Annotated in this window: 29 protein-coding genes and 1 pseudogene; 16 read left to right on the top strand and 14 right to left on the bottom strand. The window is 71.2% G+C overall.

Translation table 11 applies throughout. The features are described from left to right. Nucleotides 1-21: 21 nt before the first annotated feature. A complete protein-coding gene (locus tag L1857_RS27925) occupies nucleotides 22-591 on the bottom strand; it encodes a DUF5134 domain-containing protein (protein ID WP_116112588.1) in 570 nt (189 codons plus the stop codon). A gap of 147 nt (nucleotides 592-738) precedes the next feature. Here L1857_RS27925 and L1857_RS27930 point away from each other — a divergent pair, with 147 nt between their 5' ends. Beyond that, the gene (locus L1857_RS27930) at nucleotides 739-1,239 is read left to right on the top strand and encodes a YbaK/EbsC family protein (RefSeq protein WP_094007464.1); all 501 of its coding nucleotides are present in this window, start codon (nucleotides 739-741) and stop codon (nucleotides 1,237-1,239) included. Beyond that, a complete protein-coding gene (locus tag L1857_RS27935) occupies nucleotides 1,236-1,805 on the top strand; it encodes a GNAT family N-acetyltransferase (protein ID WP_116112539.1) in 570 nt (189 codons plus the stop codon). Before L1857_RS27930 ends, L1857_RS27935 begins: the two co-directional genes overlap by 4 nt. Here the strand turns inward: L1857_RS27935 and L1857_RS27940 are convergent. The 4 genes from L1857_RS27940 to L1857_RS27955 form a co-directional block, all read right to left on the bottom strand. Continuing rightward, nucleotides 1,790-2,683, bottom strand: coding sequence for a DMT family transporter (locus L1857_RS27940; RefSeq protein ID WP_249466753.1), 894 nt, complete (start codon nucleotides 2,681-2,683; stop codon nucleotides 1,790-1,792). The two genes, L1857_RS27935 and L1857_RS27940, sit on opposite strands and share 16 nt — an antisense overlap. A 363-nt stretch (nucleotides 2,684-3,046) precedes the next feature. Then, a complete protein-coding gene (locus L1857_RS27945) occupies nucleotides 3,047-4,708 on the bottom strand; it encodes a DUF885 domain-containing protein (protein ID WP_249466756.1) in 1,662 nt (553 codons plus the stop codon). A gap of 31 nt (nucleotides 4,709-4,739) precedes the next feature. After that, on the bottom strand, nucleotides 4,740-5,624 hold the full coding sequence (locus L1857_RS27950) for a methylenetetrahydrofolate reductase (RefSeq protein ID WP_094007460.1): 885 nt from the start codon (nucleotides 5,622-5,624) through the stop codon (nucleotides 4,740-4,742). A gap of 59 nt (nucleotides 5,625-5,683) precedes the next feature. After that, nucleotides 5,684-6,691 (bottom strand): bile acid:sodium symporter family protein, encoded by a 1,008-nt coding sequence (locus L1857_RS27955; protein ID WP_116112527.1) that lies wholly within the window; start codon nucleotides 6,689-6,691, stop codon nucleotides 5,684-5,686. 72 nt (nucleotides 6,692-6,763) lie between these two features. Here L1857_RS27955 and L1857_RS27960 point away from each other — a divergent pair, with 72 nt between their 5' ends. Next, nucleotides 6,764-7,630: a LysR family transcriptional regulator gene (locus L1857_RS27960; RefSeq protein WP_094007458.1), complete on the top strand. Its 867-nt coding sequence runs from the start codon at nucleotides 6,764-6,766 to the stop codon at nucleotides 7,628-7,630. 106 nt (nucleotides 7,631-7,736) lie between these two features. Here L1857_RS27960 and L1857_RS27965 read toward each other — a convergent pair whose 3' ends face one another. Both L1857_RS27965 and L1857_RS27970 read right to left on the bottom strand, forming a co-directional pair. Further along, on the bottom strand, nucleotides 7,737-8,045 hold the full coding sequence (locus L1857_RS27965; RefSeq protein ID WP_094007457.1) for an AzlD domain-containing protein: 309 nt from the start codon (nucleotides 8,043-8,045) through the stop codon (nucleotides 7,737-7,739). Next, on the bottom strand, nucleotides 8,042-8,704 hold the full coding sequence (locus tag L1857_RS27970; protein WP_094007456.1) for an AzlC family ABC transporter permease: 663 nt from the start codon (nucleotides 8,702-8,704) through the stop codon (nucleotides 8,042-8,044). Before L1857_RS27970 ends, L1857_RS27965 begins: the two co-directional genes overlap by 4 nt. Before the next feature lie 70 nt (nucleotides 8,705-8,774). Here L1857_RS27970 and L1857_RS27975 point away from each other — a divergent pair, with 70 nt between their 5' ends. From L1857_RS27975 to L1857_RS27985, 3 genes are all read left to right on the top strand, one after another. Continuing rightward, nucleotides 8,775-9,332 carry a helix-turn-helix domain-containing protein gene (locus L1857_RS27975; RefSeq protein WP_094007455.1) on the top strand — a complete coding sequence of 186 codons (558 nt, stop codon included), beginning with the start codon at nucleotides 8,775-8,777 and terminating at the stop codon, nucleotides 9,330-9,332. 192 nt (nucleotides 9,333-9,524) lie between these two features. Continuing rightward, a complete protein-coding gene (locus L1857_RS27980; protein ID WP_205413341.1) occupies nucleotides 9,525-9,779 on the top strand; it encodes a hypothetical protein in 255 nt (84 codons plus the stop codon). Nucleotides 9,780-9,836: 57 nt separating this feature from the next. Further along, nucleotides 9,837-10,553, top strand: a complete 717-nt coding sequence (locus tag L1857_RS27985; protein ID WP_249467491.1) for an alpha/beta fold hydrolase — start codon at nucleotides 9,837-9,839, stop codon at nucleotides 10,551-10,553. Here L1857_RS27985 and L1857_RS27990 read toward each other — a convergent pair. Beyond that, on the bottom strand, nucleotides 10,550-10,723 hold the full coding sequence (locus L1857_RS27990; protein WP_162831171.1) for a hypothetical protein: 174 nt from the start codon (nucleotides 10,721-10,723) through the stop codon (nucleotides 10,550-10,552). The genes L1857_RS27985 and L1857_RS27990 overlap by 4 nt on opposite strands. Nucleotides 10,724-10,752: 29 nt before the next feature. Next, complete coding sequence (locus tag L1857_RS27995; protein WP_249466759.1) at nucleotides 10,753-11,505, bottom strand: helix-turn-helix domain-containing protein; 753 nt, start codon at nucleotides 11,503-11,505, stop codon at nucleotides 10,753-10,755. A gap of 10 nt (nucleotides 11,506-11,515) precedes the next feature. Between L1857_RS27995 and L1857_RS28000 the strand changes: the two genes are divergently transcribed. Further along, complete coding sequence (locus tag L1857_RS28000; RefSeq protein WP_094004409.1) at nucleotides 11,516-11,953, top strand: VOC family protein; 438 nt, start codon at nucleotides 11,516-11,518, stop codon at nucleotides 11,951-11,953. A gap of 93 nt (nucleotides 11,954-12,046) precedes the next feature. Further along, nucleotides 12,047-12,270: pseudogene (locus L1857_RS28010) on the top strand (hypothetical protein); the annotation flags it as partial. 36 nt (nucleotides 12,271-12,306) lie between these two features. Here L1857_RS28010 and L1857_RS28015 read toward each other — a convergent pair. Next, nucleotides 12,307-13,478, bottom strand: a protein-coding gene (locus L1857_RS28015) for an IS3 family transposase (RefSeq protein WP_369806867.1) whose coding sequence is annotated in 2 segments (ribosomal slippage) — nucleotides 12,307-13,190 and nucleotides 13,190-13,478 — 1,173 coding nt in all. Because the reading frame shifts where the segments join, the coding sequence is not laid out codon by codon here. Between the two features lie 269 nt (nucleotides 13,479-13,747). On the opposite strand from L1857_RS28015, the gene L1857_RS28025 reads away from it, so the two are divergent. Beyond that, nucleotides 13,748-14,959 carry an IS256 family transposase gene (locus L1857_RS28025; RefSeq protein ID WP_429728364.1) on the top strand — a complete coding sequence of 404 codons (1,212 nt, stop codon included), beginning with the start codon at nucleotides 13,748-13,750 and terminating at the stop codon, nucleotides 14,957-14,959. Nucleotides 14,960-15,029: 70 nt separating this feature from the next. Here L1857_RS28025 and L1857_RS28030 read toward each other — a convergent pair whose 3' ends face one another. Continuing rightward, nucleotides 15,030-15,995 carry an IS481 family transposase gene (locus tag L1857_RS28030; RefSeq protein WP_116115564.1) on the bottom strand — a complete coding sequence of 322 codons (966 nt, stop codon included), beginning with the start codon at nucleotides 15,993-15,995 and terminating at the stop codon, nucleotides 15,030-15,032. A 150-nt stretch (nucleotides 15,996-16,145) separates the two neighbouring features. Here L1857_RS28030 and L1857_RS28035 point away from each other — a divergent pair, with 150 nt between their 5' ends. Further along, nucleotides 16,146-17,231, top strand: a complete 1,086-nt coding sequence (locus L1857_RS28035) for an IS630 family transposase (protein ID WP_094009240.1) — start codon at nucleotides 16,146-16,148, stop codon at nucleotides 17,229-17,231. Here L1857_RS28035 and L1857_RS28040 read toward each other — a convergent pair. Then, nucleotides 17,228-18,022, bottom strand: a complete 795-nt coding sequence (locus L1857_RS28040) for a PIG-L family deacetylase (RefSeq protein WP_094004408.1) — start codon at nucleotides 18,020-18,022, stop codon at nucleotides 17,228-17,230. The genes L1857_RS28035 and L1857_RS28040 overlap by 4 nt on opposite strands. Before the next feature lie 79 nt (nucleotides 18,023-18,101). On the opposite strand from L1857_RS28040, the gene L1857_RS28045 reads away from it, so the two are divergent. Beyond that, nucleotides 18,102-19,172: a polyprenyl synthetase family protein gene (locus tag L1857_RS28045; protein ID WP_249466765.1), complete on the top strand. Its 1,071-nt coding sequence runs from the start codon at nucleotides 18,102-18,104 to the stop codon at nucleotides 19,170-19,172. A gap of 110 nt (nucleotides 19,173-19,282) precedes the next feature. After that, nucleotides 19,283-20,068 carry an LLM class F420-dependent oxidoreductase gene (locus tag L1857_RS28050; RefSeq protein ID WP_094004406.1) on the top strand — a complete coding sequence of 262 codons (786 nt, stop codon included), beginning with the start codon at nucleotides 19,283-19,285 and terminating at the stop codon, nucleotides 20,066-20,068. A 39-nt stretch (nucleotides 20,069-20,107) separates the two neighbouring features. Here L1857_RS28050 and L1857_RS28055 read toward each other — a convergent pair whose 3' ends face one another. Continuing rightward, nucleotides 20,108-20,476, bottom strand: coding sequence for an Rv2175c family DNA-binding protein (locus L1857_RS28055; RefSeq protein WP_094004405.1), 369 nt, complete (start codon nucleotides 20,474-20,476; stop codon nucleotides 20,108-20,110). A 123-nt stretch (nucleotides 20,477-20,599) separates the two neighbouring features. On the opposite strand from L1857_RS28055, the gene L1857_RS35800 reads away from it, so the two are divergent. The 4 genes from L1857_RS35800 (at nucleotide 20,600) to L1857_RS28070 (ending at nucleotide 24,732) form a co-directional block, all read left to right on the top strand. Then, complete coding sequence (locus L1857_RS35800; protein WP_429727929.1) at nucleotides 20,600-21,679, top strand: protein kinase domain-containing protein; 1,080 nt, start codon at nucleotides 20,600-20,602, stop codon at nucleotides 21,677-21,679. Then, on the top strand, nucleotides 21,676-22,635 hold the full coding sequence (locus L1857_RS35805; RefSeq protein WP_429727931.1) for a Stk1 family PASTA domain-containing Ser/Thr kinase: 960 nt from the start codon (nucleotides 21,676-21,678) through the stop codon (nucleotides 22,633-22,635). Before L1857_RS35800 ends, L1857_RS35805 begins: the two co-directional genes overlap by 4 nt. A 166-nt stretch (nucleotides 22,636-22,801) precedes the next feature. Then, nucleotides 22,802-24,121, top strand: a complete 1,320-nt coding sequence (locus L1857_RS28065; protein ID WP_275895932.1) for a wax ester/triacylglycerol synthase family O-acyltransferase — start codon at nucleotides 22,802-22,804, stop codon at nucleotides 24,119-24,121. A gap of 32 nt (nucleotides 24,122-24,153) precedes the next feature. Further along, entirely contained in the window at nucleotides 24,154-24,732 is a 579-nt protein-coding gene (locus L1857_RS28070; RefSeq protein WP_094004402.1) for a 2'-5' RNA ligase family protein, read from the top strand. Between the two features lie 7 nt (nucleotides 24,733-24,739). Here L1857_RS28070 and L1857_RS28075 read toward each other — a convergent pair whose 3' ends face one another. After that, the gene (locus L1857_RS28075; RefSeq protein WP_094004417.1) at nucleotides 24,740-26,131 is read right to left on the bottom strand and encodes a class II 3-deoxy-7-phosphoheptulonate synthase; all 1,392 of its coding nucleotides are present in this window, start codon (nucleotides 26,129-26,131) and stop codon (nucleotides 24,740-24,742) included. Between the last annotated feature and the right edge of the window lie 200 nt (nucleotides 26,132-26,331).

The raw sequence follows: 26,331 nt of genomic DNA on the forward strand, positions 1-26,331 counted from the left end.
CTGGAGACTCAAACCGATTTCCTACAGCATCGGCACGAGCATCGCCGCCATGCCGGCACCCATCACCGCCCGGGTGGCTCCGGCCCCGCCGCGGATCACGCGCCAGCCGGACACGGCGGTGTCGGCGGCGAAGTAGACCACCAGGCCGGCCATCACGGCGGGCAGCAGGAACCCGGCGGACGCGGCGGAGTGCCCGCCGTGGTCACCGCTCGTCGCGGGCGCGCCGTCCATGGCGCTGACCATCGCGAGCATCGCGACCGCACCCAGCAGGTGGTGCGTCGCCGCCGAACGCCACCGGGGCACGCCGGGCGCGGCGCGGAACAACGTCGCCGCGAACCACGCCGCCATCGCCACGAACACGACCTGCCACGCGAGCGCCGGAACCGAATTGCCCCACGGCACGGACATCAGCGCCATCGCCACGGCCATCACCGCGTGCGCGAGCGCGGATTCCCGGTCACCGGTCACCCCGTCGCGGCAGGCCGCCCACGACCGGGCGCCGGGCGCGAGCACCTGGGCCAGCGCGCCGATCGCGAGCACCGTGAACAGGCCGGCCAGCGACCAGCCGAGCCACGCCGGGGAGGAGAACATCGGCACACGATATCGTTGGCGGGCAAGGAAAAGCAGGTTCGCCGGGTGGGCGTGAAAAGACCCACGCCCGGGAACTCCGGGCCCGCCGCGGACGACTGACCGGGGATACGCGTCGCCGCCCGTCGCGGCGCGTGATCTCATATCGGTATGAGCAGCCTGGACCATCCGGCGGTCGCCAAGGTCGCTGCCGCGCTCGCCGAGGCGGGCAGGCACGACGCCGCTGCCGGCATCCGCATCCTGCCGGCCGAGGTGCGCACGGCCGCGCAGGCCGCCGAGGCCCTCGGAGTCGAGGTGGGCGCGATCGCGAACAGCCTCGTCTTCCGCGCGGTGTTCGCCGACCGGACCGCCCCGCTGCTGTCGCTGACCTCGGGCGCCCACCGCGCCAACACCGCAACCCTGGCCGCGCTGATCGGCGCCGAGTCGGTCGAGAAGGCGGATCCGGCGTTCGTGCGGGAGCACACCGGCCAGGCCATCGGCGGCGTCGCCCCGCTCGGGCACCCGGCGCCGGTGCTCACCCTCGTCGACACCGCGTTGCGGGCCTACGACACCGTGTGGGCGGCGGCCGGGCACGCGAAGTCGGTCTTCCCGACCACGTTCGCCGACCTCGTGGCCGTGACCGGCGGACAGCCCGCGGACGTGGCGTCATGACCACGTCCCTGCACTACGCGCGGCTGTCCGCCGACGACTTCCGCGCCCGGTTGCGGGAGGCGCTGGCGATCTACGTCGAGGCGATGCGCTACCCGCCGGGCACGGCCGAGCAGCGCGCCCCGATGTGGCTGACGCACGCGCTGCGCGAGGGCTGGCGCTGCATCGCCGCGCTCGACGCCGAGGGCACGATGCTCGGCATCGCCTACGGCTACCGGGGCGCGCCCGGCCAGTGGTGGCACGAGCAGGTGCGGCGCGGGCTGACCTCGGCCGGCGGCGAGCAGCTCGCGCAGCGGTGGCTGGCCGACTACTTCGAGCTGACCGAGATCCACGTCCGCCCCGCGAGCCAGGCCCGCGGGATCGGTGAGGACCTGCTGCGCCGCCTGCTCGACGGCGTGCCCAACCGGCACGTGCTGCTGTCGACGCCGGAGGGGCCGAGCCGGGCGTGGAAACTGTACCGGCGCATGGGGTTCGTCGACGCGCTGCGCGACTACCACTTCGCCGGTGATCCACGCCCGTTCGCCATCCTCGGCCGCGCCCTGCCCCTGGAGCCTCAGGACCGCAGGTAACCGACCAGCAGTCCGGCGGCCAGCAGCCCGGCGCCGCACCAGCCCTGGATGCCGAGGTCCTCGTGCAGGACGACGGCGGACAGGATCGCCGCGGTGAGCGGTTCCAGCAGCGTCGCCAGCGCGGCGATCACCGGCCGCGCGGCACCGAGGACGCGGAAGTACAGCACGTAGCCGAGCCCGGTGGGCACGACGCCGAAGTACACCGCGACCGCCAGCACGTCGAGCCGCAGCGGCAGCGCCATCCCGAGGACCAGCCCGGCGGGCAGCAGCAGCAAGCCGCCGGTGAGCAGGCCGAACGCGGTGGTGCGCTGGTAGTCCAGGCCCGCGACGGGACGGCGCAGTGCCAGGGCCAGCACGCTGAACCCGGCGCCGGCGGCCAGCGCGAACGCCACGCCGCCGAGCAGCCGCCAGCCGCCCTGCCCGGGCGTGGCGGACAGCAGCGCCAGCCCGGCCAGCCCGAGGGCGACCGACACCAGGGTCAGCGGACCGGGCAGCTGCCGGGCCCGCACGGCCGTGGCGGCGGTGACGAACACCGGCACGCTGCCGATGGTCACCATGGTCGCGGTGCCGACCGAGGTCAGCGTGACCGCCGCGAAGTAGGAGGCCTGGAACGAGCCGAGGAGCCCGCCGGCCAGGGCGATCCGGCGGACCACCGGCTTGGTCCAGACCATTCCGCGCAGGTTCCGGGTGACCCACAGGAACAGCACGAGCGCGGCGCCGCCGATCAGCAACCGGTACGTGGCAACGGAAATCGGGGACAGGCCACCGCGGGTGGCGAGCAGGGACCCGGACAGGCCACCGGTGCCCCACAGCACCCCGGCGACCAGCAAGGTGAACGACGAACGAGCGCGCACGGGCGCGTCGACGGAAACGGACATGAAGGATTCGCTCCAGCGTCTGATGTGGACAGTGCCGCGGACGCGGGGCGATGCGGCACCACGGAACCCGTGGTGCTTGGTGAAGCCGCAAGTGTGCGGCGTGCAGCGACCGCCCCGCTAGGCCGGGGGCGGCGGCGTGACCAGGAAGACCCGGTGCATCAGCACATCCTTCAGTCGTTGTTCATAAGCGGCGGAGCCGCTTGCGGTGGGCTGTCAACCGGCACCGCCGCGGGTTCTGAGGTGGCTCCTCGCGAGGACAGCGCCGACGTGGTGAATGGGCATTCATGAGGAGGCGATCCCACAGCGAGGGGCCGCCTCAGGTTCTGCTACCCGCACCGCCACGCAAGCCAAAGTAAAACTCCCCTAGTCGAGTTCGGCGAGTTGTTCGCGCAAGGTGTCCAGGCCCATGCCGCCCAGGCGGAGGGCCTTCGTGTGGAAGTCCTTGAGGTCGAAGGCGTCGCCCTGGCGCTTGCGCGCGTCCTCGCGCGCCTCGATCCACAGGCGCTCCCCCAGCTTGTACGCCGGGGCCTGGCCGGGCCACCCGAGGTAGCGGTCGATCTCGTCGCGCACCAGCGGCTCGTCGGTGATCGTGCGGGTCAGCATGAACTCCAGGCCGAGGGCGGGCGTCCACCGCTCGCCCTCGTGGAACCCGGTGCCGGACGGGATCTCCAGCTCCAGGTGCATGCCGAAGTCGACGATCACGCGTGCGGCGCGGAACAGCTGCTCGGACAACATGCCCAGCAGGTCGCCGTCGTCGGCGAGGTAGCCCAGGTCCTGCATCAGCCGCTCGGCGTAGAGCGCCCAGCCCTCGCCGTGGCCGGAGGTGAACGCCAGCAGCCGCTGGAACCGGTTGAGCGACCGCTCGTGCACCGCGGTGGCGATCTGCAGGTGGTGGCCCGGCACGCCCTCGTGGTAGACGGTGCTGACCTCGCGCCAGGTGGTGAACTCGTCGCGGCCCGGGGGCAGCGACCACCACATGGTGCCGGGGCGGGTGAAGTCCTCGTTCGGGCCCGTGTAGTACGCGCCGGCGCCACCGCCGGGCGGCGCGATCCGGCAGTCCAGGGCCATCAGCGGGTCCGGGATGTCGAAGTGCTTGCCGCGCAGCTCGGCCAGCGCGTTGTCGGACAGCTGCTGCATCCACCGTTGGAAGGCGTCGCGGCCCTGAACGCGGTAGCGCGGGTTCGCGTCCAGCGCGGCGGCGGCGTCGGCGAGGGTGCCGCCCGGCGCGATGCGCTCGGCGACGGCCTTCATCTCCGCCTCCAGGCGCAGGAACTCGGCCCAGCCCCACTCGTAGGACTCGCGCGGGTCGAGCTTGGCGCCGATGAAGTACCGCGACCAGAGCCGGTAGGCGTCCTCGCCGACGGCGTCCTTCGTGCGGGCCTTCGGCGCCAGCTCGGCGCGCAGGAACCCGGCGAGCTCGGCGTAGGCCTCCTGGGCGGCGCGGGCACCGCGGTCGAGGTCCTCGCGCACGGCACCCTCGGGCGCTCCGGCGACCAGGTTCTGGAAGAAGCCGGTCTCCCCGGACAGCCCGGCCCACGTCTCGGCCTGCTCGGCGACCTTGGTGACCTGGCGCAGCGCGGGCGCGTTGCCGGCCTCGACGGCGGCCAGCAGCGACGCGCGGATACCGTCGACCGCGTCCGGGACCTTGGCCAGGCGCTGGGCGATGGTGGCCCACTGCTCGGGCGTGTCGGTGGGCATGAGGTCGAACACCATGCGCAGGTCCTGCACCGGGCTCGCGATGACGTTGAGCGACGCGACGTCCAGGCCGGCGTCGTGGATCTCCAGGTCCAGCCCGATCCGCTCGGTGAACACCGCCTTGGCCGCGCGCTCCCCGGCGTCGGCCGGCTCGGCGGCGGTGACGGCGTCCAGCGCCCGCCGCGCCAGGGCGGCGCGGGCGGCGTGGCCCTCCGGCGAGTAGTCGGTCAGCTGGTCGTCGTAGCCCGGGATGCCCATCTCGGTGGCCGCGACCGGGTGCGCGGCGGCGAAGTCCTCGACGAACTGGTCACAGATCTGGTGCACGCCCATGGATGCAACCTACCGAACGCGGCAACCGGGTTTACGCACGCGCGGGCACCAGGCCGAGCCTGCGAACCACCTCACGCGTCGCCTTGGAGCGGTTGAAGGTGTAGAAGTGCAGGTCCGGCACGCCTTCGGCGATGAGCCGCTCACACAGCTCGGTGACCACGTCCAGCCCTTCGGCGCGGAACGCCTTGGGGTCGCCGGCCAGCGGTTCGAGCCGGTCGAGCAGGCGCCGCGGCGCGGGCGCGCCGGACAGGCGGATCGTGGTGTGCAACGTGCGCGGCGTGGTCAGCGGCATCACACCGGGGATGAGCAGCGCGTCACAGCCCGCGGCGGCGACCCGGTCGCGCAGCCGCAGGAAGTCCTCGGCCTCGAAGAACAGCTGGGCGATGCCGAAGTCGGCGCCGGCGCGGAACTTGCGCACCAGGTACTTGGTGTCGGTGTCCAGGTCCAGCGAGCGCGGGTGGCCGTAGGGGAACGCGGAGACGCCGACGCAGAAGTCGCCCAGCGAGCGGACCAGCGCGACCAGTTCCTCGGCGTAGCTCAGGCCCTGCGGGTGCGGCACCCACTCGCCGTACGGGTCGCCCGGCGGGTCGCCGCGCAGCGCGAGGATGTTCCGCACGCCGACGGCGGCGTACCAGCCGATGACGTTGCGCAGCTCGGCGACGGAGTGGTCGACCGCGGTCAGGTGCGCCATCGGCACCAGCGTGGTCTCGGTCGCCACCCGCGCGATGCTGCGGATGGTGCCGTCCCGGCTCGACCCGCCCGCGCCGTAGGTGATCGACATGTACGCGGGGTCCAGCGGCTCCAGCTCGCGGATCGACCGCCACAGCACGGCCTCGTCCGCCGCGTCGCGGGGCGGGAAGAACTCAATGGAGAACGCCGGGGACTCCCCTCGCAGGCGCTCGATCACCGACGTCATGCGCGCAATGGTAACCGGTGTCCGAAAGGTGGGAAACGAGGTCCGCCACTTGGGAACGGCTAACGCACCCCGGCCGCGGCGGGTTGGCCGGCTTCGGCCTGGGCGCCCCACCGCCGCGCGAGCACCGCGCAGATCATGAGCTGGGCCTGGTGGAACAGCATCAGCGGCAGCACGATCAGGCCGACCGTCTGCGCCGGGAACAGGACCGCGGCCATCGGCAGCCCGCTGGCGAGGCTCTTCTTCGACCCGGCGAAGATGATCGCGACGCGGTCCGCGCGGTCGAAGCCGAGCTTCGGCGTGACCAGCTTGAGGATCCAGAACACCGCGTAGAACAGCGCCAGGTTGACCACCACCAGCGCGCCGAGCGCGAGCGGGGTCAGCTGGTGCCAGATCCCGGCGACAACACCTTCGCTGAAGGCCGCGTAGACCACCAGCAGGATCACGGTGCGGTCGGCGCGGCCGAGGATCTTCTTGTGCCGCGTGAGGAAACCGCCGATCCAGCGCCGCGCGATCTGCCCGGCGACGAACGGCACGAGCAGCTGCAGCACGATCGAGGTCACGGCGTCGAGCGAGAAGCCGTTGCCGGTGCTGTGCAGCAGCAGGGCGACCAGCAGCGGCGTGACGACGATGCCCAGCAGGCTGGAGAACGACGCGGCGCAGATGGCGGCGGCCACGTTGCCCTTGGCGATCGAGGTGAACGCGATCGAGGAGTTCACCGTCGACGGCAGCGTGCACAGGAAGATGACGCCGGCCACCAGCGCGGGGGTCAGCACGCCGGGTTCGAGGAGTTTCGTGGCGAGGCCGAGCAGCGGGAACAGCACGAAGGTGGAGACGAGGATCACCAGGTGCAGCCGCCAGTGCTTGAACCCGGCCACGGCCTCGGCGGTGGACAGGCGCGCGCCGTAGAGGAAGAACAGGGCGCCGACGCCGATCGAGGTGACCCAGGAGGCGACCTCCGCGCCCTGGCCGCGCGCCGGTACCAGGCAGGCGATCCCGACCGCGGCGAGGATGCCGAGGATGAACGGGTCGATGCGGAGCTTGGCGAGGAGCGCGGCTGGGCTTTTCACGTCTTCGATCGTCCGCTGAAGTGCGCCGATTGTGAAGTATGATGAAGGGCATAACTGCTATCGCGATTCGCGATGGAGGTCGCGGTGCTCGATCCGGTGTGGCTGCGGACGTTCCTGACGGTGGCCGAGACGCGTAGTTTCACGCGCGCCGGGCAGCGGCTCGGGCTGCGGCAGTCGACGGTGAGCCAGCACGTGCGCAAACTCGAGGAGGCCACGTCGCAGCAACTCCTGCTGCGCGACACGCACTCGGTTGCGCTGACGCCCGACGGCGAGGCGATGATCGGCTTCGCCGGGACGATCCTGGAGGACATCGAGCGGGCGCTGGCCTACTTCGCCGGGCCGGAGCTGCGCGGGCGGGTCCGGTTCGGCGCCTCGGAGGACTTCGTGGTCGGGCCGCTGCCGGAGATCCTGCGCGAGTTCCGGCGGCTGCACCCGCTGGTCGACCTGGAACTGACGGTGGACCTGTCCGGCGTGCTGCACGAGAAGCTGCGCGCGGGCGAGCTGGACCTGGTGCTGGGCAAGCGCCGCGCGGGTGACGAACCGGGTAGTCCGTTGTGGACGGACCCGCTGGTGTGGGTGGGGCGCGAGGGGTTCACGCTGGAGCCGGGCGCGCCGGTGCCGCTGATCGCCTACCCGCCGCCGAGCATCACCCGCGCCCGGGCACTGGAGTCGTTGCAGGACAACGGGAAGCCGTGGCGGATCGTGTGCACGAGCGGCAGCCTGAACGGCCTGCGCGCCGCGGCCCTGGCCGGGCTGGGGGTCGTGGTGTTCGCGCGGAGCCTGATCCCGGCCGGGCTGGTGGAACTGCCGCCCGGCCACGGCCTGCCCGACCCCGGCGAGGTGCAGTTCCTGCTGACGACCCGGTCGGCCACACCACGCGGCCCCACGGCGGCCCTGTCGGAGGCGATCCGCGCGGAGGCCAGCAGGCTGCACGGGTAGGCCCGCGCTACGGATGCCCCAGCTCCAGAGGTCTCCAAGCAGCAGCACGCGGTGGAGTGCTGCATCAACCGGCTCAAACGCAACCGGGCAATGGCCACCGGCGGGGTCAGGGCACGCCGGCCAGCCGCAGCAGCGCCGTGACCGCCGCGGCGGTCACGACCACCACCAGGAACGGCGCCTTCCGCCAGGCGAGGACGCCGCCGACCGCGACCCCGATCGGGCGGGCGAACCCGGCGAAACCGTGCCCCTCCGTCAGCGCGCTCGTCGCCACCACGGCGACCAGCAGGACCGTCGCCGAGATCGTCATCAGGTTCTGCACCCTGGGCGGCATCCGGGTCTGCAGCAGCGGCCCGGCGAACCGGAACGCGAACGTGCCCACGGCCAGGACCGCGATCGCGATCAGCAGGGTCGTCATCGCCGCCCCACCAGCACCAGCACGCCGGCCAGCGCGAGCAGCACCGGCAGGCCCGCGGGCAGGACCGGCGTCACGGCGAGCGCGATCACCGCGCCGGCCAGCGCCGCGTGACGGGTCGGCCGGTCCCGCAGCGACGGCAGCACCAGCGCGAGCAACACGGCCGGGAACGCGGCGTCCAGCCCGAACGCGTCGGTGTCGCCGATGGCCGTGCCCGCGAACGCACCCGCGACCACCCCGACGTTCCAGCACACGAAGATGCTGATCCCGCACGCCCAGTACGCGGCGCGGCGGCGCCCGGCGTCCTCCTCCGCCATCGCGAACGCCACGTTCTCGTCGGTCATCAGGTGGCTGCCCAGGACGCGCCCGCGGCGGCCGAGCACGTCGCTGACCGCCATACCGAACGGCAGGTGCCTGCTGTTCACCAGCAGCCCGGCGACTGCCGCCGCGAACGGGCTGCCCCCGGCGGCCACCAGCCCGACGAACAGGAACTGGGACGCACCGGCGAACACCAGCAGCGACATCACCACCGGCAGCCAGGCGCCGAAGCCGGATCCGGTGCTGATGGCGCCGTAGGACACGCCGACGACCCCGTCGGCGAGCGCCACCAGGGCGACGTCGCGCACCAGGCGACGGTCGAGTGTTCGGTAGATCGTACGCATCGCCTTCTATACTGAACAGACGCACGACTGTTCGTCAAGCCGAACAACCGGACTTCTGGAGCGAACAAGCATGGCCGAGCGCGGCGCACCACTCGACGTCATCGCGGCTTCCCTGCGGCGCGAACGCGCCCGCACTGGGCTGTCCCTCACGGAGGTCGCCAAGCGGGCGGGTATCGCCAAGTCGACGTTGTCCCAGCTGGAGGCCGGCGGCGGCAACCCGAGCGTGGAGACGCTGTGGGCGCTGAGCGTGGTGCTCGACGTGCCGTTCGCGCGGCTCGTCGAACCGGTGCGGCCGCAGGTGCAGGTCATCCGCGCCGACGAGGGCCCGACGTTCTACTCCGAGCGCTCGGACTACGTCGCGACGCTGGTGGCGTCCTGCCCGCCGAACGCGCGCCGCGACCTCTTCCGGATCGCGGCCGAGCCGGGCCCGCCGCGCCGCTCGGACCCGCACATGCCGGGCGTGGTGGAGCACGTGGTCCTCAGCGCGGGCCGCGCCCTGGTCGGCCTGGTCGACGAGCCGGTGGAACTCGCCCCCGGTGACTACATCGCCTATCCCGGCGACGTGGAGCACATCTTCCAGGCCCTGGAACCCGGCACGCGCGCGGTGCTCGTCTCCGAGCACAGCTAGATGACAGGTCGAAGAGGTGGATTGTCCAGCGCCACTTCGACTCCACCGTGGGGCACTTCTGATCGGCCGACCGGACGCTGGCCCGGCTGGTCGCCGACGGCCACGCGGAGGTGGCCGGGGACCGGGCGCCGGACCGGCAGGAGCACCGCATCACCGCGGCCGGCCGGGCGGCTCTCGCCGAGTGGCTCGCCAGTGAGCCGGAGCGCCACGTCGAACGGGACCCGTTCCTGGCGCGTGTGTTCTTCGGCGACGGTCTCGACGACGACGGCCTCCGGCCGCTGCTCGCCCGGCACGGGAGGAGGTCCGGGCGCGGCTGGCGCGTTTCGAAGACATGCGATCCGCAACCACCGCGGCGCCCGGCTCCGCCTGGCGACGCTGGACAACGGGATCGCGCACCTGCGCACCGAACTCGCCTGGCTCGACGCGGTCGAGGAGGAGATCGCGTGACCGGCTTCCCCGAGGTGCACCCCGCCCGCACGGACACCGCGCACCCCGCCGCTGGTGATGTTGCACGGCGGCAACGCGGCGAACTGGATGTGGGAGCCGCAGGTCGCCGCCCTGACGGATCGGACGGTGCTCACCCCGGACCTGCCCGGGTTCGGGGAGCGGGGCGGCGAGGACTGGCCGGGTCTGGACGCGGTGGCCGACGACGTGGTGGCCCGGGTGAGCGCGCGCCGCGTGGACGGCCCGTTCGATCTCGTCGGGCTCTCGCTGGGCGCGGTGACGGCGGTGCGGGTGCTGGCCCGGCATCCCGGCCGCGTGCGCTCGGCGTTCCTGACCGGGGCGCCGCTCGCGCGGCCCGGCGCGGCGGTGCGCCTGGTCGCCCGGCTGCAGCTGCTGTTCTGGCGGGCGCCGTGGTTCTGGCGGGCCCTGGCCGCGGGGTTTGGGCTGCCGGCCGGGGCCCGCGAACGCTATGTGGCGCACGGGTTGTCGGTGCGCCGCGAGACCGCGTCCGCGATGTTCGCCGACGTGTACGCGCGCGGCGTGCCCGCGGGCGTGGGCGACTACGCGGGCCCGCTGCTGGCGATCGCGGGTGAGAAGGAGGACGTGGTGGTGCGCCGCTCCCTGGCGACGCTGGCCCGCATCGCGCCGCAGGCCCAGGTGCGGCTCGCGCCGGGCATGCACCACATCTGGAACGTGGAGGACACCGCGCTGTTCAACGAGGTCCTGCGAGCCTGGCTGACCGGCACGACGGACCCGCGGCTCCTCCCGGTGCGCTAGAACACGGCCACCGCGGCCGCCGGGTCCGGGGCCGCCAGCCCGTGCCGCTCGCGGACCAGCACCGCCGGCGTCACCCCGGCCAGCTCACGCGCCAGGTGGGCCTGGCCGGCGTACCCCGGCGTCCGCGAACACTCCCACCACACCCTGCTCGACGACCAAACTCCAGCCACCCCTGAACCAACTCCACCGCACAGCACACCTAGAACACGGCCACCGCGGCCGCCGGGTCCGGGGCCGCCAGCCCGTGCCGCTCGCGGACCAGCACCGCCGGCGTCACCCCGGCCAGCTCACGCGTCTCACGCGTCAGGTGAGCCTGATCGGCAAACCCGGCGGCCGCCGCGGAGTCCGCCAGCGACGTCGGGCGGGCGGCGTCCGCACTGCGCAGGAAACGCTGGAACCGCGCCACGCGCTGCAGCGCCTTCGGCCCCAGGCCGGCCTGCTGAACGACCAGCCGGCGCAACTGGCGGCCGGTCAGCGCCACCTCCTCCGCCACCGAGTCCAGCGACGCGCCGCGCCAGATCCGGCTCACCGCGTGGCGGACGCGCGCATCACCCGGCCGGGGACGCAGCACCGACGGGAACGACCCGTGCCACACCGACTCCGCGACCGCCCGCGCGGCGGCGTCCGGCAGCACCGCGGTCAGCGGCACCACCGCGTCCCGCACCTCGTGCCCGGGCAGGCCCAGCACCGCCGCGATCGCCTCGGTGCGCAGCCGCAGCCCGCGCAGCTCCGCGCCGGGCGGCAACCGGTGCAGCGCCGGCGACAACGTCGGCCCCACCAGGTAGGCCGCGCCGGTCGAGGCCACGATCACGTCCGCCGCCGCGTCCGGCACCACCCGCTGCACGAACTCGCCCGGCACCCGCTGCGCCCACCAGCAGCGCACGACACCGGAACCCACCCATTCGCGGTAGGTGTCCGTTTCGTTCAAGGCGTCCCCCGTCGCGGCTGCCATGCTGCCGAGTATGGAACAAAGCGTGCAGATCATCACGGTGTCCACCCAGGACCTCGATGCCGCCAGGGGGTTCTACGTGGACGGGCTCGGCTGGCAGCCCTTGCTGGACGTGCCCGGCGAGATCCTGTTCTTCCAGGTCGCCCACGGGGTCGCGCTCGGCCTGTTCGACGCCGTGAAGTTCGCCGAGGACCTGAACACCACCGACGTCACCGGCCCCGCCGGGCTCACCCTGTCGCACAACCTGCCCGGCCCGGACGAGGTGGACCGCCTCCTGGCGGCCGCGGAGCGGGCCGGCGCGGAGATCCTCAAACCCGGGCAGCGCGCCGCGTTCGGCGGCTACCACGGCCACTTCCGCGACCCGATCGGCCTCATCTGGGAGATCGCGCACAACTCCGGCTGGGCCGTGGACCCCGACGGCACGGTGCGGATCGGCCTCATCGAGGCCTAAAGCGTGTCCTCAAAGTCGGTGGTTCGAGCTGGTTCGATCTTGGGTTGTGGTGCGTGGGCACGAGCTGCCTGATGAGCAGTGGCAGATGATCACGCCAACGGCCGGTCCCGCGGCGGACCCACCACCAAGATCCACCTCGCCTGCGACGGTCACGGACGGCCCTTGTCGATCGTGGTGACCGGCGGCGCCGCGGCCGGGCCGGTGGACGCCCACCGGCCTTCGACCGCGCCAGCCACAAACGCCGCAACATCGTCGAACGATGCTTCGACCGCCTCAAACAGTTCCGCGCCACCGCCACCCGATTCGACAAGACCTGAGCTTGCCCCCGTTCGCCGGACACTTCGGGTGTGGGGTCAGTGATCTTGGTCTGACTCCGTGTGCAGGGCTTCAAACGTGACGGGGCTGTGCATTCCGATTTTGGAATGTCTCCGTTTCGGATTATACCAGCATTCTATCCATTCGAAGATGGCATTGGCAAGTTCCTCGCTGGTTTTCCACTGTTTGGAGTCGAGGAGTTCGAGTTGCAGGGTGCCCCAGAAGGATTCCATCATGGAATTGTCGTAGCAGTCGCCGACGGTGCCCATCGAGGCGAGCAGGCCAGCTGATCGGAGTCGCTGACCAAACGCCCAGGATGTGTATTGCGCGCCGTGGTCGGAATGTAGGATTGTGGTTCCGGTTTCGGGGTTTCGGCGGAGAATGGCCATGCCGAGTGCGTCGGTGACCAGTTCGGAGCGCATGTGGTCGGCGATCGACCAGCCGATGATGAGCCGGGAATAGGCGTCCATCACTGCCGCGCAGTACACCTTTCCGTCCTCGGTGGGGTGCTCGGTGATGTCGGTGATCCACAGGCGGTTTGGCTGGTCCACCGTGAAGTTGCGGTTGACCAGGTCAGAGGCCGGTTCTGCGGCGGGGTCGCGCACGGTGCAGCCTCGTCGGCGGCGCCGGTAGAGGCCCTGGATGCCGGCCTGTCGCATGAGTCGTGCGACCCGTTTGTGGTTGACCGGCAGGCCCAGCCCGAGCGTGAGCTCGGCGTGCACCCGCGGCCAACCATAGGTGCCGCGCGACTCGGCGTGAATGGACCGGATGTGCTTGAGTAACAATTCGTTCTCCTCGTCACGAGCGGCGGGCGGCCGCGTGTGCCACTCGTAATAGCCGGAACGGGAAACCTTCAACACCCGGCAGGCCACCGCGACATCAATACCGTCGTCGGCTAACTCGCGGACCAGCGGGTAGATTACTTTGGGAGGATGTTTTCCCGGGCGAAATAGGCCGCTGCCCGTTTAAGGATCTCGTTCTCCAACTCGAGCTGCCGGTTCTTCTTCCGCAGCTCGGCCAGTTCCTTCTTCTCCGCACTGGTCAGCCGCGCCGAACTACCGTTCTCATCGGCGTCCGCCTGGGCCATCCAGTTCCGCAGACACGACTCGCTGATGCCCAGGTCCTTCGCCAGCGCAGCGACCGGTTTGTCGCCCAGACGGGCCAACTCGACGGCGCGCTGACGGAACTCAGGCGGGTGTGGTGCAGGCACCGCAACATCCTCCCCGGTAACCGACGGTCACCTCAGGTTAGGTGTCCGGGCCACAGGGCCAAGCTCAACCGCCACCTCCTACCGGAGCACGATCGACCTCGCCACACCGCTCATCTGGCTTTGCGGGACTGTTTCAAGATCGGTGTTTCTGGCCCGACACGCCGGGCTGAGGTCCGGCGGGATGGGCACTGTGAGTGATGACATCTGGGGCTGTGACTCCACGTAAGAGTGAGAAGCGGTTGTCGCCGGAGCAGGCCGCTGCGGTGGCGATGGTGGCCGAGGCCCGGCAGCGGGGGCTGGAGCTGACCGGCCCGAACGGGCTGTTGAAGCTGTTCACCAAGAACGTGTTGGAAACCGCGCTGAATGAGGAGATGACCGAGCACCTCGGACATGAGAAGCATCGTGCCGAGCCGGGGCGTGATTCGGCGAATGTGCGTAACGGGACCCGGAAGAAGACGGTGCTCTCGGACGCGGCCGGCGAGGTGGAGATCGAGGTTCCGCGGGATCGGGAATCCACGTTCGAGCCGCAGATTGTGAAGAAGCGGCAACGTCGGCTCACCGATGTGGACGAGATCGTGCTGTCCCTGTATGCGAAGGGGATGACCACCGGTGAAATCTCGGCGCATTTCGCCGAGATCTACGGCGCGTCGGTGAGCAAGGAAACGATCTCCCGCATCACCGACAAGGTCGTGGCGGAGATGCAGGACTGGGCCAGCCGTCCGCTCGACGTCGTCTACGCCGCGGTGTTCATCGACGCGATCGTGGTCAAGGTCCGCGACAGCCAGGTGGCCAACCGGCCTTTCTACGCCGCCATCGGTGTCACCGTGGACGGCCGTAAGGACGTGCTCGGCCTGTGGGCGGGCAGCGGCGGCGAGGGCGCCAAGTTCTGGATGAGCGTCCTGGTCGATCTGAAAAACCGCGGCGTGAAGGACGTGTTCTTCCTCGTCTGCGACGGTTTGAAAGGCTTGCCCGAGGTGGTGGAACAAGTCTGGCCGGCCGCGATCGTGCAAACCTGCATCATCCACCTCATCCGCAATTCGTTCCGGCTCACCTCCCGGAAATACACCGACGCGCTCAAACGGGACCTCAAAGCCATGTACGAGGCCCCCAACGCGACAGCGGCGGAAGTGGCGTTGCAGGAACTGGACGACAAATGGTCTGCGCAGTATCCGGCGCTGGTCCGACTGTGGCGCAACGCCTGGACCGAGTTCGTGCCGTTCCTCGATTACGACGTCGAGATCCGAAAAATGATCTGCTCGACCAACGCGATCGAATCGCTCAACGCCCGCTACCGGCGGGCGGTGCGAGCCCGCGGCCACTTCCCAACCGAGCAGGCCGCCCTGAAGTGCCTGTACCTTGTGACCCGCAGCCTGGACCCCACCGGCACAGGCCGCGCCCGATGGACGATGCGCTGGAAACCCGTACTCAACGCCTTCGCCATCACCTTCGGTGACCGCTGGCCGGCCGCCGAAACCTACTAACCGAACCGCCAGAAACACCGATCACGGGATAGACCCGGCTTTGCGGACAGGCCCTAGCTGTACTTGGCCGTTAGGTTGGTGGCAGTCGGCTGGTGGGTGGGTGGCCGCCGAGTGCGTTGTGGCGGCGTTGAGTGTTGTAGTGCTCGAGCCAGGGCGCAAGCGCGGCGGCTCGTTCGGTGTTGCTGGTGAACACCTGCCGGTAGGCCCACTCGGTTTGCAGGGTGCGGTTGTAGCGCTCGACCTTGCCGTTTTGCCAGGGGCAGTGGGGCTTGATGAACTTCTGCCGGATGCTGTGCTCGGCACAGACGTGCCGGAGTGACCAGCGATAGGCCCAGGCGTTGTCGGTCATCAACCGCTCGATTCTGGTGATGCCATGCTTGGCGAAGTAGGCGATGGCCCGGGCGAGGAAAGCGGCGCAGGTGCCGCCCTTCTCGTCGGGCAGGATCTCGGAGTAGGCCAGCCGGGAGTGATCGTCGACCAACGAGTGGACGAAGTCGAAACCGATTCTGGCGTTGCGGTCGCGCGTGGCGTCCCGGTGAGCGCGGCCATGCGCTCGCCAGCCGCCGCCCTCGGGGATCCGACCGATTTTCTTCACGTCCATGTGCACTAGCTCGCCCGGGGTATTGCGCTCATACCGCACCGCGGTGGTCTTGCTGGCCCGGATGACCTGCCCGGTGAGTGGGTCCAGCGCCGACAGCCGAGGCGCGTTGTGGCGGGCCAGCACGCGCGACACCGTCCGCGCCGGCACTCCCAGCTGCGCCCCCAGCCAGTCCGGACCGCGACGCTCCCGCTGCCGCAGCTCGAGGATCTGCCGCTCGGTCTCGGCACTGGTCCGCCGCGGTGAGGAATGGGGACGTGAGGACCGGTCGTGCAGGCCGGCTTCGCCCTCGGCGGCGTGCCGGTCCAACCAGGTCTTCACGCACTTGCGTGAAATGCCCATTGCCTTCGCGATATGTGCCTGTGGCCACCCCTGACGATGCCGCTGGACGATCAGCAACCTGCCCAAGAACGTCGTACGGGCATTACGGTGTGACACGAGAGCCTCCGGCCTGGCGTGGGTCCTAGACAAGCCACACCCCAACCGGAGGCTCTCCCCATGTCAACACCAGCCAGCCGCTACCAACGTCCTGGCCAAGTACACCTAGTGTCCTGAGTCGTTAATTCGAGTTCAGCTGTAGGGTGCGGCATGCCGAATCCGAAGCTGCCTGAGTTGGCCTTGTCCGTTGATGAGGCACAGACGTTGCGGAACTGGGTGCAGCGGCGGAAGACGGCTCAGGCGTTGGCGTTGCGGTCGCGGATCGTGCTGCGGTGCGCCGAGGGCGGCTCGAACAGCGAGATCGCCGCGGAGTTGGGCGTCGGGCGCGCGATGGTCGCGAAATGGCGTTCCCGGTTCGTGGCCCAACGACTGGACGGCCTGGTCGACGAGCCACGTCCGGGGCGCCCGCGCACGATCACCGACGAGCAGGTCGAGGCGGTGATCACCAAGACGCTGGAGTCCACGCCGGCGAATGCGACGCACTGGTCGACCCGGTCGATGGCTGCGGAGTCCGGGTTGACCCAGACCGCGGTGACCCGGATCTGGAATGCGTTCGGTCTGCAGCCGCATCGCCGTGAGGCGTGGAAGTTGTCCAAGGATCCGTTGTTCGTGGACAAGGTCAAGGACGTGGTCGGGCTTTACCTCGCGCCGCCGGAGCGGGCGGTGGTGCTGTGCGTGGACGAGAAGTCCCAGATCCAGGCGCTCAACCGCACCGCCCCGATCCTGCCGATGATGCCGGGAACGCCGCAGCGTGCCACGCACGACTACACCCGCCACGGCACCTCCAGTCTGTATGCCGCACTGGACATCGCCACCGGCAAGGTCATCGGCCGGCTGCACGCGCGGCATCGTGCGATCGAGTTCAAGAAGTTCTTGATCGCCATCGACAACGAAGTACCCGCGGACCTGGCAGTGCATCTGGTTATGGACAACGTCTCGACCCACAAGACCCCGGTGATCAAACGCTGGCTGGCAGCTCACCCGCGGTTCACCGTGCACTTCACTCCGACCTCGAGTTCCTGGCTCAACCTCGTCGAACGCTGGTTTTCCGAGCTGACGACCAAAAAACTCCAACACGGCAGCCACACCAGCGTCCACGCGCTCAATCGCGACATCCGCGCATGGATCGAGACCTGGAACAACGAACCACGGCCCTACGTCTGGACCAAGACCGCCGACCAGATCCTTGACTCCATCGCACGCTACTGCACGCGAATTAATAACTCAGGACACTAGAGCCCCGCCATCAGGTCGGTCTCGGTGATGCCCGGCCCCTGGCCCGCGCGGATGAACCACTCGGTGCCGAAGGCGTGGGCGAACGCGTCATCGGGCATCGCCAGGAACAGTGACTGCTCGCTGATCTGGCTGGCGTGCGCGCGCATCGCCGCGCGTTTGGCCTCCAGCCACGGCGTCACGTCGACCGCGGCGGTGATCTCCGCGGCCGGTGTGCCCAGCTCGCCCAGGCCGTCGACGGCGGGAACCTGCACCCCGGTCTCGGCGGCCCGCGCGGCGAACGCCTCCAGCCCGGCCCGCATGTGGTCGCTGTTGATCGTGTTCTGGTACACCCGCGGCGTGCCGGCCAGCTCGGCCGCGCGCATCCCGACGCGGTGCACCTGGATGTGGTCCGGGTGGCCGTAGGTGCCGTGGTCGTCGTAGACGGTCAGCACGTCGGCCCGCTCCTCGCGCAGGATCGCCGCGAGCCTGGCCGCCGCCTCCTCCACCGGGGCCCGCCAGAACGAGCCGGGCAGGTCGTTCTCCGGGGTGCCCATCATCCCGGAGTCGCTGTAGCCGAGGAACTCCAGCCGCTTCGCGCCGAGGATCTCGGCCGCCGCCCGGGTCTCCTCGACCCGGCGCTGCCACAGCGGCTCCCCGTCGGCGAGGAACCCGGGCGGGACCTCGCCGTGCTCCCCGCGGGTCGCGACGACCAGCACGACCCGGTGCCCCTCCTCGAAGGCCTTGCGCATGACCCCGCCGCAGGCGATGCACTCGTCGTCGGGATGGGCGTGAAACGTCACGAGGGTGGGCACGGAAACGAGCCTACGGGCGCCGATCACATCCCGGCCACCCCGGACGGCGCGCCGCGCGGTTGTCGTCGACGATAGGCGCATGGACTTCGACGCCGACCTGCCCCAGCACCTGGAACGCCACCTGGCCGCGTTCCTCACCGAGGCGGGCGCGGCCGTCCGGGCCGAGCAGCCCGCGTTCGGCTCCGGCGTCGACACGCTCACCGATTTCGTGCTCGGCGGCGGCAAGCGGCTGCGGCCGACGTTCGCGTGGTGGGCCTGGCGCGGCACGGGCGGCGACCCGGACGGCCCGGACACCGAGGGCGTGCTGCGGGCCGTCGCCAGCCTCGAACTGGTGCAGGCGTGCGCGCTGATCCACGACGACCTCATCGACTCCTCCGACTCGCGCCGCGGCCGCCCCACGGTGCACGTCTCCTACGCCCGCGAGCACCGCGCGAACGGCTGGCTCGGCACGCCGGAGACGTTCGGCCTCGCCGCCGCCGTCCTGATCGGCGACCTGGCCCTGGCCTGGGCCGACGACATGTTCACCGGCGCCCCGCTGCCCGCCGCGACGCTGGACGCCGCCCGCCCGGCCTGGCGCGCGATGCGCACCGAGGTGCTCGCCGGCCAGTACCTGGACGTGCGCACGCAGGCCACCGGCGACACCTCGCCCGAGGCCGCGCTGCGGGTGTGCCGCCTCAAGACCGCCGCCTACACCGTGCAGCGCCCGCTGCACCTGGGCGCCGCGCTGGCCGGCGCGGACGAGGCGCGCATCACGACGCTCCGCGAGTTCGGCGACGACCTGGGCGTGGCGTTCCAGCTGCGGGACGATCTGCTCGGCGTGTTCGGCGACCCGTCGGTCACCGGCAAGCCCGCCGGTGACGACCTGCGCGAGGGCAAGCGCACGCTGCTGGTCGCGCTCGGCCTGCAGCTGGCCGAGGACCCGGAGCAGCACAAGCTCATCGCCGACGCGATCGGCGCCGACCTCGCCGAGGACGAGGTGGACACGGTGCGGCGCACGCTGACCGAGGTCGGCGCGGTGGAGGCGGTGGAGGAGCGGATCACCGCGCTCACCGGCACCGCGCTGGCCGCGCTGGAGCGCGCCCGGCTGGCCGAGCCCGCCGCGACCCGGCTGGCCGAGCTGGCCCGGCTCGCCACCCAGCGCACGTTCTGACGCAGTACACAGTGGACCGACACCTGGAGTGTGATCCAGGTGGAAGTCCGTGTGGGGCAAGCCTTCCGCCGGGCCGCGCGGGCGCCCCGGGATGTGGCTAGGCTGGCGGCATGACCGACACCACCAGGCCGATCCGGATCGGGCTGCAGCTCCAGCCGCAGCACGCCGACTACCGGACCATCCGCGACACCGCGTCCGCCGCCGAGGACCTCGGCGTGGACATCATCTTCAACTGGGACCACTTCTTCCCGTTGTACGGCGACCCCGACGGCCTGCACTTCGAGTGCTGGACCATGCTCGCCGCCTGGGCGGAGTCGACCTCGCGGGTCGAGATCGGCGCGCTGGTCACCTGCAACAGCTACCGCAACCCGGAGCTGCTCGCCGACATGGCGCGCACGGTCGACCACATCAGCGACGGGCGGCTGATCCTCGGCATCGGCTCCGGCTGGTTCGAGAAGGACTACACCGAGTACGGCTACGACTTCGGCACCGCGGGCGGCCGGCTGGACGACCTGGCCGAGGCGCTGCCGCGCATCGAATCCAGGCTGAGCAAGCTCAACCCGGCGCCCACCCGCAAGATCCCGGTGCTGATCGGCGGCGGCGGCGAGAAGAAGACGCTGAAGCTGGTCGCCCAGCACGCCGACATCTGGCACGGCTTCGGCGACCCCGAGGTGGTCGAGCGCAAGGTCGGCATCCTCAAGCAGCACTGCGCCGACGTGGGCCGCGACGCGGGCGAGATCGAGATCTCCACCGGCGTGGAGGGCGAGCCGGAGGAGCTGGGCCCGAAGCTGCGGGAGCTGGGCGTCAGCCTGTTCACCGTGGGTGTGGGCGGCCCGGACTACGACCTGGGCCGGCTGAAGAAGTGGATCTCCTGGCGGGACGCCCAGAACGGCTGAACCCGGCGGGGCGGTGCGGTCGCCGCACCGCCCCTGCCGTCAGAACGCCATCGCCTGGGCGCGGCGCTTGACCTCGGTGCCGTGGTTGGTGCGCAGGGCGTTGATCGGGGTGCTGCCGGGCAGCGTGTCGTCCGCCTCGTAGAGCCAGCGCAGCATCTCCGTGCGGCTGAACCCGGCGTCGGCGAGCACCGTCAGCAGGCCGGTCAGTCCCTTCACGGCCTGGCCGTCGACGAAGAAGTCGGCCGGGACCATCAGGTCGCCGTCGCGGCGCACGGCGAGCAGCTGGCCGTCTCGCAGCAGCTGCCGGACCTTGTTCACCGACAGGCCGATCAGCTCCGCCACTTCCGCGAGCGGCAGCACGGCCACGTCGGCGTCGAGAACGTCATCAGCGACTGGGATCGCACTCACGCAAGACAGGGTGCCACATCCGGCCTGGTTGTCCGCAATGTCGCGCGAACGGCGTAACGAAACCTCAACCGCGCCGCCCGGGGCGGGTCCACCGACTCCGGCCAAGTCCGTACGATCGGGCGCGTGACGAGCACGGACACCAGCCTGGCCGGGGCGCTCCTGGAGCGGCGTTACCGGGTCGACGGCCTCCTCGCGCGGGGCGGCATGTCGGCCGTCTACCGGGGGTCGGACACGAGGCTGGACCGTCCGGTCGCCATCAAGATCATGGACCCGCGCTTCGCCGACGACCGGTCGTTCGTCGACCGTTTCGAGCGCGAGGCGCGGCTGGCCGCGAAGCTGCACCACCCGAACGTGGTCACCGTGCACGACCAGGGCGTCGACGTGGCCGGGGACCGCTCGCACGTGTTCCTGGTGATGGAGCTGGTCGACGGCGGCACGCTGCGGGACCTGCTGGACCAGCGGGGCAGGCTGGACGTGCCGCTGGCGCTGAGCGTGGCCGAGCAGATGCTCTCCGCCCTGTCGGCCGCGCACCTGGCCGGGCTCGTGCACCGCGACGTGAAGCCGGAGAACGTGCTCATCGGCTCCACCGGGCATCCCCCGACCGGGGTGGTGAAGGTCGCCGACTTCGGTCTCGTGCGCGCCGTCGCGAGCGCGGGCACCACCAGTTCGAGCATCATCCTGGGCACCGTCGCCTACCTGGCGCCCGAGCAGGTCACCACCGGCGTGGCGGGCGAACGCGGCGACGTCTACTCGGCCGGCATCGTGCTCTACGAGATGCTCACCGGCCAGGTGCCCTACACCGGCGACACCGCCATCTCGGTCGCCTACCGGCACGTGAACGACGACGTCCCGGCGCCCAGCACGGTCCAGCCGGGCATCCCCGCGGTGCTGGACGACCTGGTGCTGCGTGCCACGCGCCGCGACCCGGAGGCGCGGCCCGCGGACGCCGGCGCGTTCCTGCAGGAGCTGCGCCGCGTGCGGGCGGCGCTGGGGATCGCGCCCGCGCCGATCCCGGTGCTGCCCCCCAAGGCGGTGCTGCCCCCCAAGGCGGTGCTGCCCCCCAAGGCGGTGCTGCCCCCAAGGCGGTGCTGCCGCCCAAGTCGGTGCCGGTCGCCCCGGTGGACCCCGAGAAGACCGTGCCCGCGTTCTCCCCGGTCGCGGCCACGAACCCGGTCACGGGCCCGCGCGGTACCCGGGCGATGATCCGGCCGCAGGCCGCGCCCGTGCCGCCGCCGGAGGAGGAGGACCAGCGGACGCTGGTCCAGCGGCGGCCGGTCGTGCTGTGGGCCGTCATCGCCGCGCTGGTGGTGGCGCTGGTCGGCGCCGGGGTGTGGTGGTTCAGCGTCGGTGAGAAGGGCGCGGACACCATCGCCGTCCCGCCGGTGTCCGGCATGGACCAGGCCACGGCCGAGAAGACCCTGCACGACGCCGGCCTGTCGGTGACCGTGGTGCGCCAGTTCAGCGACACCGTCGGCGCGGGCAAGGCCATCGGCAGCGATCCGCAGGCCGGGTCGTCGGTGCCGAAGAACAGCGCGGTCACCCTGGTGCTGTCCTCCGGCCGCCCGACGGTGCCCGACATCAGCCCGGGCACCGAGCTGGCGCAGGCGGAGGCGGCCGTCAAGGCGGCCGGGCTGACGCCGCGGCGGGACGAGGCCATCGACGGCTACAGCACCTCGGTACCGGCCGGGAAGGTGCTCGTGGTCGACCCGCGGCCGGGTACGCAGCTGACCATCGGCTCGCCGGTGCGGATCGGCCTGTCGCAGGGCGCGCCGCCGACCCCGGTGCCCAGCGTCGTGGGGCTGAGCCGCAACGAGGCGTTCCAGCGGTTGAAGGAGGCCGGGTTCGAGCCCTACGATGCCGGCACCGAGTTCGCCGAGGACGTGCCGAACGGCAGCGTCACCCGCACCACTCCGGCAGCCGGCACCACGATCGACGGCCAGGGCAGCAAACGTGTCGGCGTGTTCACGTCCTCCGCGGTCGAGGTCCCGTCCGTGCTCGGGCGGCCCGTGCAGGACGCAATCCAGCTGCTGTCCGACGCCGGCCTGCAGGCCGACGTCCAGGGCCGCACGCGGAACTTCTCGATCGTCGTCGGGCAGGATCCCGAGCCCGGCGAGTGGGTGGAACGCGGCAAGAAGGTGAAACTGCAAGTATTTCCTTGATCAACAAGGAGATGAGCGCGTTTTCGCGTCCACAAAGGACCGATACCCCATTCGAGTGAGAATCGGGAGCCGTTAGCGCTGCGGAAACAAATGGACTACCGTTTCGTCACGTCCGTTTGCTCAAGTAGCAGGCAATCCCGTGTCACCGACCGTAGAGGGGTCGTCTATGGCTCGCCGTCAGCTCAGTGGGCTGGACGTGGCTTTCCTTTGCCTGGAAGGAGAATCGACGCCCATGCACATGGGGGCGGCGGTGATCTTCCAACCGGACGGACCGATCGATCCCCACGCGGTGGCCGAGCTGCTCGCGCGCCGGGCGGCGCGGATGCCGCGCCTGCGCCTGCGGGTTCGCCCGTCGCTCTTCCCGCCGGGCGGCGCGGCCTGGGCGCCGGACCCGGCATTCGACCCGCGCAGGCACATCCACGTGCACCGGCTCACCGGGTTCTACGCCGACGACCCGCTCGCGGCGCACGCGGCCGAGTGGATCGAGCAGCCGCTGCCGATGGACCGGCCGCTGTGGGACGTGCACGTGGTGACCGGGCTGGCGGAAAACCGGTTCGCGCTGCTGCTCAAGCTGCACCACGCGTTCACCGACGGCGCCGGCGCGTTCGCGGTGGCCGCCGGGCTGCTGGACGAGCTGCCGATCACGCGGATGCTCGTCGAGGCGGCCGACCGGCCCGCCGATCCGCGGTCGCCGCTGGAGGCGCTGAGGGACGGCGTGACGGAGGCGGTCAGCCAGGCCGGGGAGAACGCGGCGATCGCGTCGGCGATCCTGCGGGCCGCCCGGCCGTACCCGTCGTCGCCGCTGAGCGCGCCGGATTCGGCCAGCAGGCGGCTCGGGTTCGTCCAGCTGCCGGTCGCCGACATCCGCGCCATCCGGGCCGCGCACGGCGGCACCCCCAACGACGTGGTCCTCGCGGTGCTGGCCGGGGCGCTGCGCGAGTGGATGATCAACCGCGGTCAGCGGCCGGACGCGCGCACCCTGCGGGGCCTGATCCCGGTGAGTCTGCGGGCGCGGGAGGGCGGCTGGGGCGCCAACCAGCTGTCCGGGTACCTGTGCGATCTGCCGGTGCACCTGGACGATCCGGTGCGGCGGTTGCGGGAGATCCGCTGGTCGATGAACCGGAACAAGGCCGCGGGGCCGCAGCGCGGGGCGGGTGCGCTGCCGGTGCTGGCCGACCGGTTGCCCCCGGGGCTGCACCGGCTGGCGGCGAAGGTGGCCGGAAAGGCGGCGGGGGTCCTGTTCGACACGGTGATCACGAACGTGCCGCTGCCGAAGCTGGACCTGTCGCTGGACGGCGCGCGGTTGTGCGAGATCTACCCGTTCGTGCCGCTGGCGCCGCGGCACGCGGTGGGCATCGCGGCCGCCACGTACGGCGACCACGTCCACATCGGACTGCAGATGAACGGCGACGCGGTGCCGGACACCGGTTCGCTGCGGGACGCGGTGCTGAAGTCGGCCGCTGCTCTGTACGAGCGGTCGATCTAAACATCCGGGGCGGCTTCAGTCATGATGAAGCCATGCCGGTCCCCGACGCGCAGTGGCTTCGCCGTGCCACGAAGAGTGCCATCGTCGTGCCCGTCCCCGAGACGGACCACCTGGTCACCCGGCACCGGCGGAGCGTGCCCGCCCACGTGACCGTGCTGTACCCGTTCGTCGCGCCGCGGGACATCGACGCGCGGACGGTGGCCGACCTGAAGGCGGCGCTGGTCGGGATCGAGGCGTTCGAGTGCGAGTTCTCGCAGGTCGGGTGGTTCGGGTCGGAGGTGGTGTGGCTGGCGCCGGAGCCGGACCAGCACTTCCGGGCGCTGACGCAGGCGGTGTGCGAGCGGTTCCCGGCGCACCCGCCCTACGGCGGCGAGCACCCCGACACGGTCCCCCACCTGACGGTGGTGGACCACCGCACGGGCGACGCCCACACCCGCCGACGCGCCGCGGCGGAGCTGGCCACGGCACTCCCGGTGCGAGCCTGGATCGACCGGGTCCACCTGGTCGCCGGCGACGACGAACACGGCCCGTGGCGCACCGTGGCGGAATTCGAGCTACCCGCGCCGCTCCAACGCCCGCGGGAGGCGGCCGAGGACAGGTTCGCGGTCTGAGCGGGCGTCAGCCCCGAAGCATCTCCGCCACGAGAAACGCCAGCTCCAGCGACTGCTGCGTGTTCAGCCGCGGATCGCAGGCCGTCTCGTACCGCCCGGCCAGATCCGAGTCGGAGATCTCCTGCGCCCCACCCAGGCACTCGGTGACGTCCTCGCCGGTCAGCTCGACGTGGATGCCGCCCGGGTAGGAGCCCAGCTTGTGGTGCACCTCGAAGAAGCCCTGGACCTCGTCGATGATGCGGTCGAAGTGGCGGGTCTTGTAGCCGGTGGAGGACTCGTGGGTGTTGCCGTGCATCGGGTCGCACTGCCAGATCACCTTGTGCCCGGTGGCCTCGACCTTCTCCACGATGGCCGGCAGGACGTCGCGGACCTTGCCGTTGCCCATGCGGGAGATGAGGGTGACGCGGCCGGGCTCGTTGCGCGGGTCGAGCCGCTCGACGTACTCCACGGCCTGCTCGGGCGTGGTGGTCGGGCCGATCTTGACGCCGATCGGGTTGGCGAGCAGCTCGGCGAGGGCGATGTGGGCGCCGTCGAGCTGGCGGGTGCGCTCGCCGATCCACAGGAAGTGCGACGAGAGGTTGTAGAGCTTCGGGTTGGCCGCGTTGGCGTTGTCCATCCGCAGCATGGCGCGCTCGTAGTCGAGCAGCAGGGCCTCGTGGCTGGCGAAGATCTCGGTGGAGTGCAGCGAGGTGTCGCTGACCCCGCACGCGGACATGAACCGCAGGCCGCGGTCGATCTCGCCGGCCAGGGCCTCGTAGCGTTCGCCGGCGGGCGAGGTGCGCACGAAGTCCTTGTTCCAGTCGTGCACCTGGGCGAGGTCGGCCATGCCGGCGCCGGTGAGGGCGCGGACCAGGTTCATCGCGGCGCCGGAGTTGGCGTAGGCGCGGATCATGCGGCCCGGGTCGGGGACGCGCAGCTCGGGCTTGGCGACGAGGGAGTTGACGATGTCGCCGCGGTAGACGGGCAGGCCGAGCGCGTCGGTGCTGCTGGAGCGCGGCTTGGCGTACTGCCCGGCGATGCGGCCGACCTTGACGACGGGCAGGCTGGCGCCGTAGGTGAGGACGACGGCCATCTGCAGGAGCGTGCGCAGGTTGGCGCGGATGTGCGGCTCGGTGTTGGACTCGAACGTCTCCGCGCAGTCGCCGCCCTGGAGCAGGAAGGCCTCCCCCCGGGCGACCATCGCGAGGCGGCTCTGGAGCCGGTCGATCTCGGCGGGCACGGTGATGGGCGGCACGGCCTCGAGCAGGTGGCGGACCCGGTCGACCGCGTCGGCGTCGGGCCACTCCGGCTGCTGGGCGGCCGGGCGGGACAGGGCGTCGTCCAGCCGGGCACGCAGTTCCGGCGGCAGGGGCGGCAGCTCGGGAAGGGTGTCGACGGGCACGTCCACGGTCCAGTTCACCACCCCAGGATATGGGGTGCGCTGGGACGATCCGCCCCGAGGTGGCGGGGGCCACCCCGAACGCAGAACTCGCGCACCCGAGCGTGGAACTCGCTGCCCCGGACGTGGGACTCGCGCGCCCCAGCGTGGAACTCGCGCGCGGCCGCGAGTCCCACGCTCCCGTCGGCGAGTTCCACGCTCCCGTCGGCGAGTTCCACGTT

Source organism: Amycolatopsis thermalba, assembly GCF_023376025.1.
In the GTDB taxonomy this organism is placed as follows: domain Bacteria; phylum Actinomycetota; class Actinomycetes; order Mycobacteriales; family Pseudonocardiaceae; genus Amycolatopsis_E; species Amycolatopsis_E thermalba.

Bases quoted from the DNA above. Each gene is read 5' to 3' on its own strand.
- L1857_RS27925 (WP_116112588.1), bottom strand. From the start codon at position 591: ATGTTCTCCTCCCCGGCGTGGCTCGGCTGGTCGCTGGCCGGCCTGTTC.
- L1857_RS27930 (WP_094007464.1), top strand. From the start codon at position 739: ATGAGCAGCCTGGACCATCCGGCGGTCGCCAAGGTCGCTGCCGCGCTC.
- L1857_RS27935 (WP_116112539.1), top strand. From the start codon at position 1,236: ATGACCACGTCCCTGCACTACGCGCGGCTGTCCGCCGACGACTTCCGC.
- L1857_RS27940 (WP_249466753.1), bottom strand. From the start codon at position 2,683: ATGTCCGTTTCCGTCGACGCGCCCGTGCGCGCTCGTTCGTCGTTCACC.
- L1857_RS27945 (WP_249466756.1), bottom strand. From the start codon at position 4,708: ATGGGCGTGCACCAGATCTGTGACCAGTTCGTCGAGGACTTCGCCGCC.
- L1857_RS27950 (WP_094007460.1), bottom strand. From the start codon at position 5,624: ATGACGTCGGTGATCGAGCGCCTGCGAGGGGAGTCCCCGGCGTTCTCC.
- L1857_RS27960 (WP_094007458.1), top strand. From the start codon at position 6,764: ATGGAGGTCGCGGTGCTCGATCCGGTGTGGCTGCGGACGTTCCTGACG.
- L1857_RS27965 (WP_094007457.1), bottom strand. From the start codon at position 8,045: ATGACGACCCTGCTGATCGCGATCGCGGTCCTGGCCGTGGGCACGTTC.
- L1857_RS27970 (WP_094007456.1), bottom strand. From the start codon at position 8,704: ATGCGTACGATCTACCGAACACTCGACCGTCGCCTGGTGCGCGACGTC.
- L1857_RS27975 (WP_094007455.1), top strand. From the start codon at position 8,775: ATGGCCGAGCGCGGCGCACCACTCGACGTCATCGCGGCTTCCCTGCGG.
- L1857_RS27985 (WP_249467491.1), top strand. From the start codon at position 9,837: ATGTTGCACGGCGGCAACGCGGCGAACTGGATGTGGGAGCCGCAGGTC.
- L1857_RS27995 (WP_249466759.1), bottom strand. From the start codon at position 11,505: ATGGCAGCCGCGACGGGGGACGCCTTGAACGAAACGGACACCTACCGC.
- L1857_RS28000 (WP_094004409.1), top strand. From the start codon at position 11,516: ATGGAACAAAGCGTGCAGATCATCACGGTGTCCACCCAGGACCTCGAT.
- L1857_RS28025 (WP_429728364.1), top strand. From the start codon at position 13,748: ATGGTGGCCGAGGCCCGGCAGCGGGGGCTGGAGCTGACCGGCCCGAAC.
- L1857_RS28035 (WP_094009240.1), top strand. From the start codon at position 16,146: ATGCCGAATCCGAAGCTGCCTGAGTTGGCCTTGTCCGTTGATGAGGCA.
- L1857_RS28045 (WP_249466765.1), top strand. From the start codon at position 18,102: ATGGACTTCGACGCCGACCTGCCCCAGCACCTGGAACGCCACCTGGCC.
- L1857_RS28050 (WP_094004406.1), top strand. From the start codon at position 19,283: ATGACCGACACCACCAGGCCGATCCGGATCGGGCTGCAGCTCCAGCCG.
- L1857_RS35805 (WP_429727931.1), top strand. From the start codon at position 21,676: ATGATCCGGCCGCAGGCCGCGCCCGTGCCGCCGCCGGAGGAGGAGGAC.
- L1857_RS28065 (WP_275895932.1), top strand. From the start codon at position 22,802: ATGGCTCGCCGTCAGCTCAGTGGGCTGGACGTGGCTTTCCTTTGCCTG.
- L1857_RS28070 (WP_094004402.1), top strand. From the start codon at position 24,154: ATGCCGGTCCCCGACGCGCAGTGGCTTCGCCGTGCCACGAAGAGTGCC.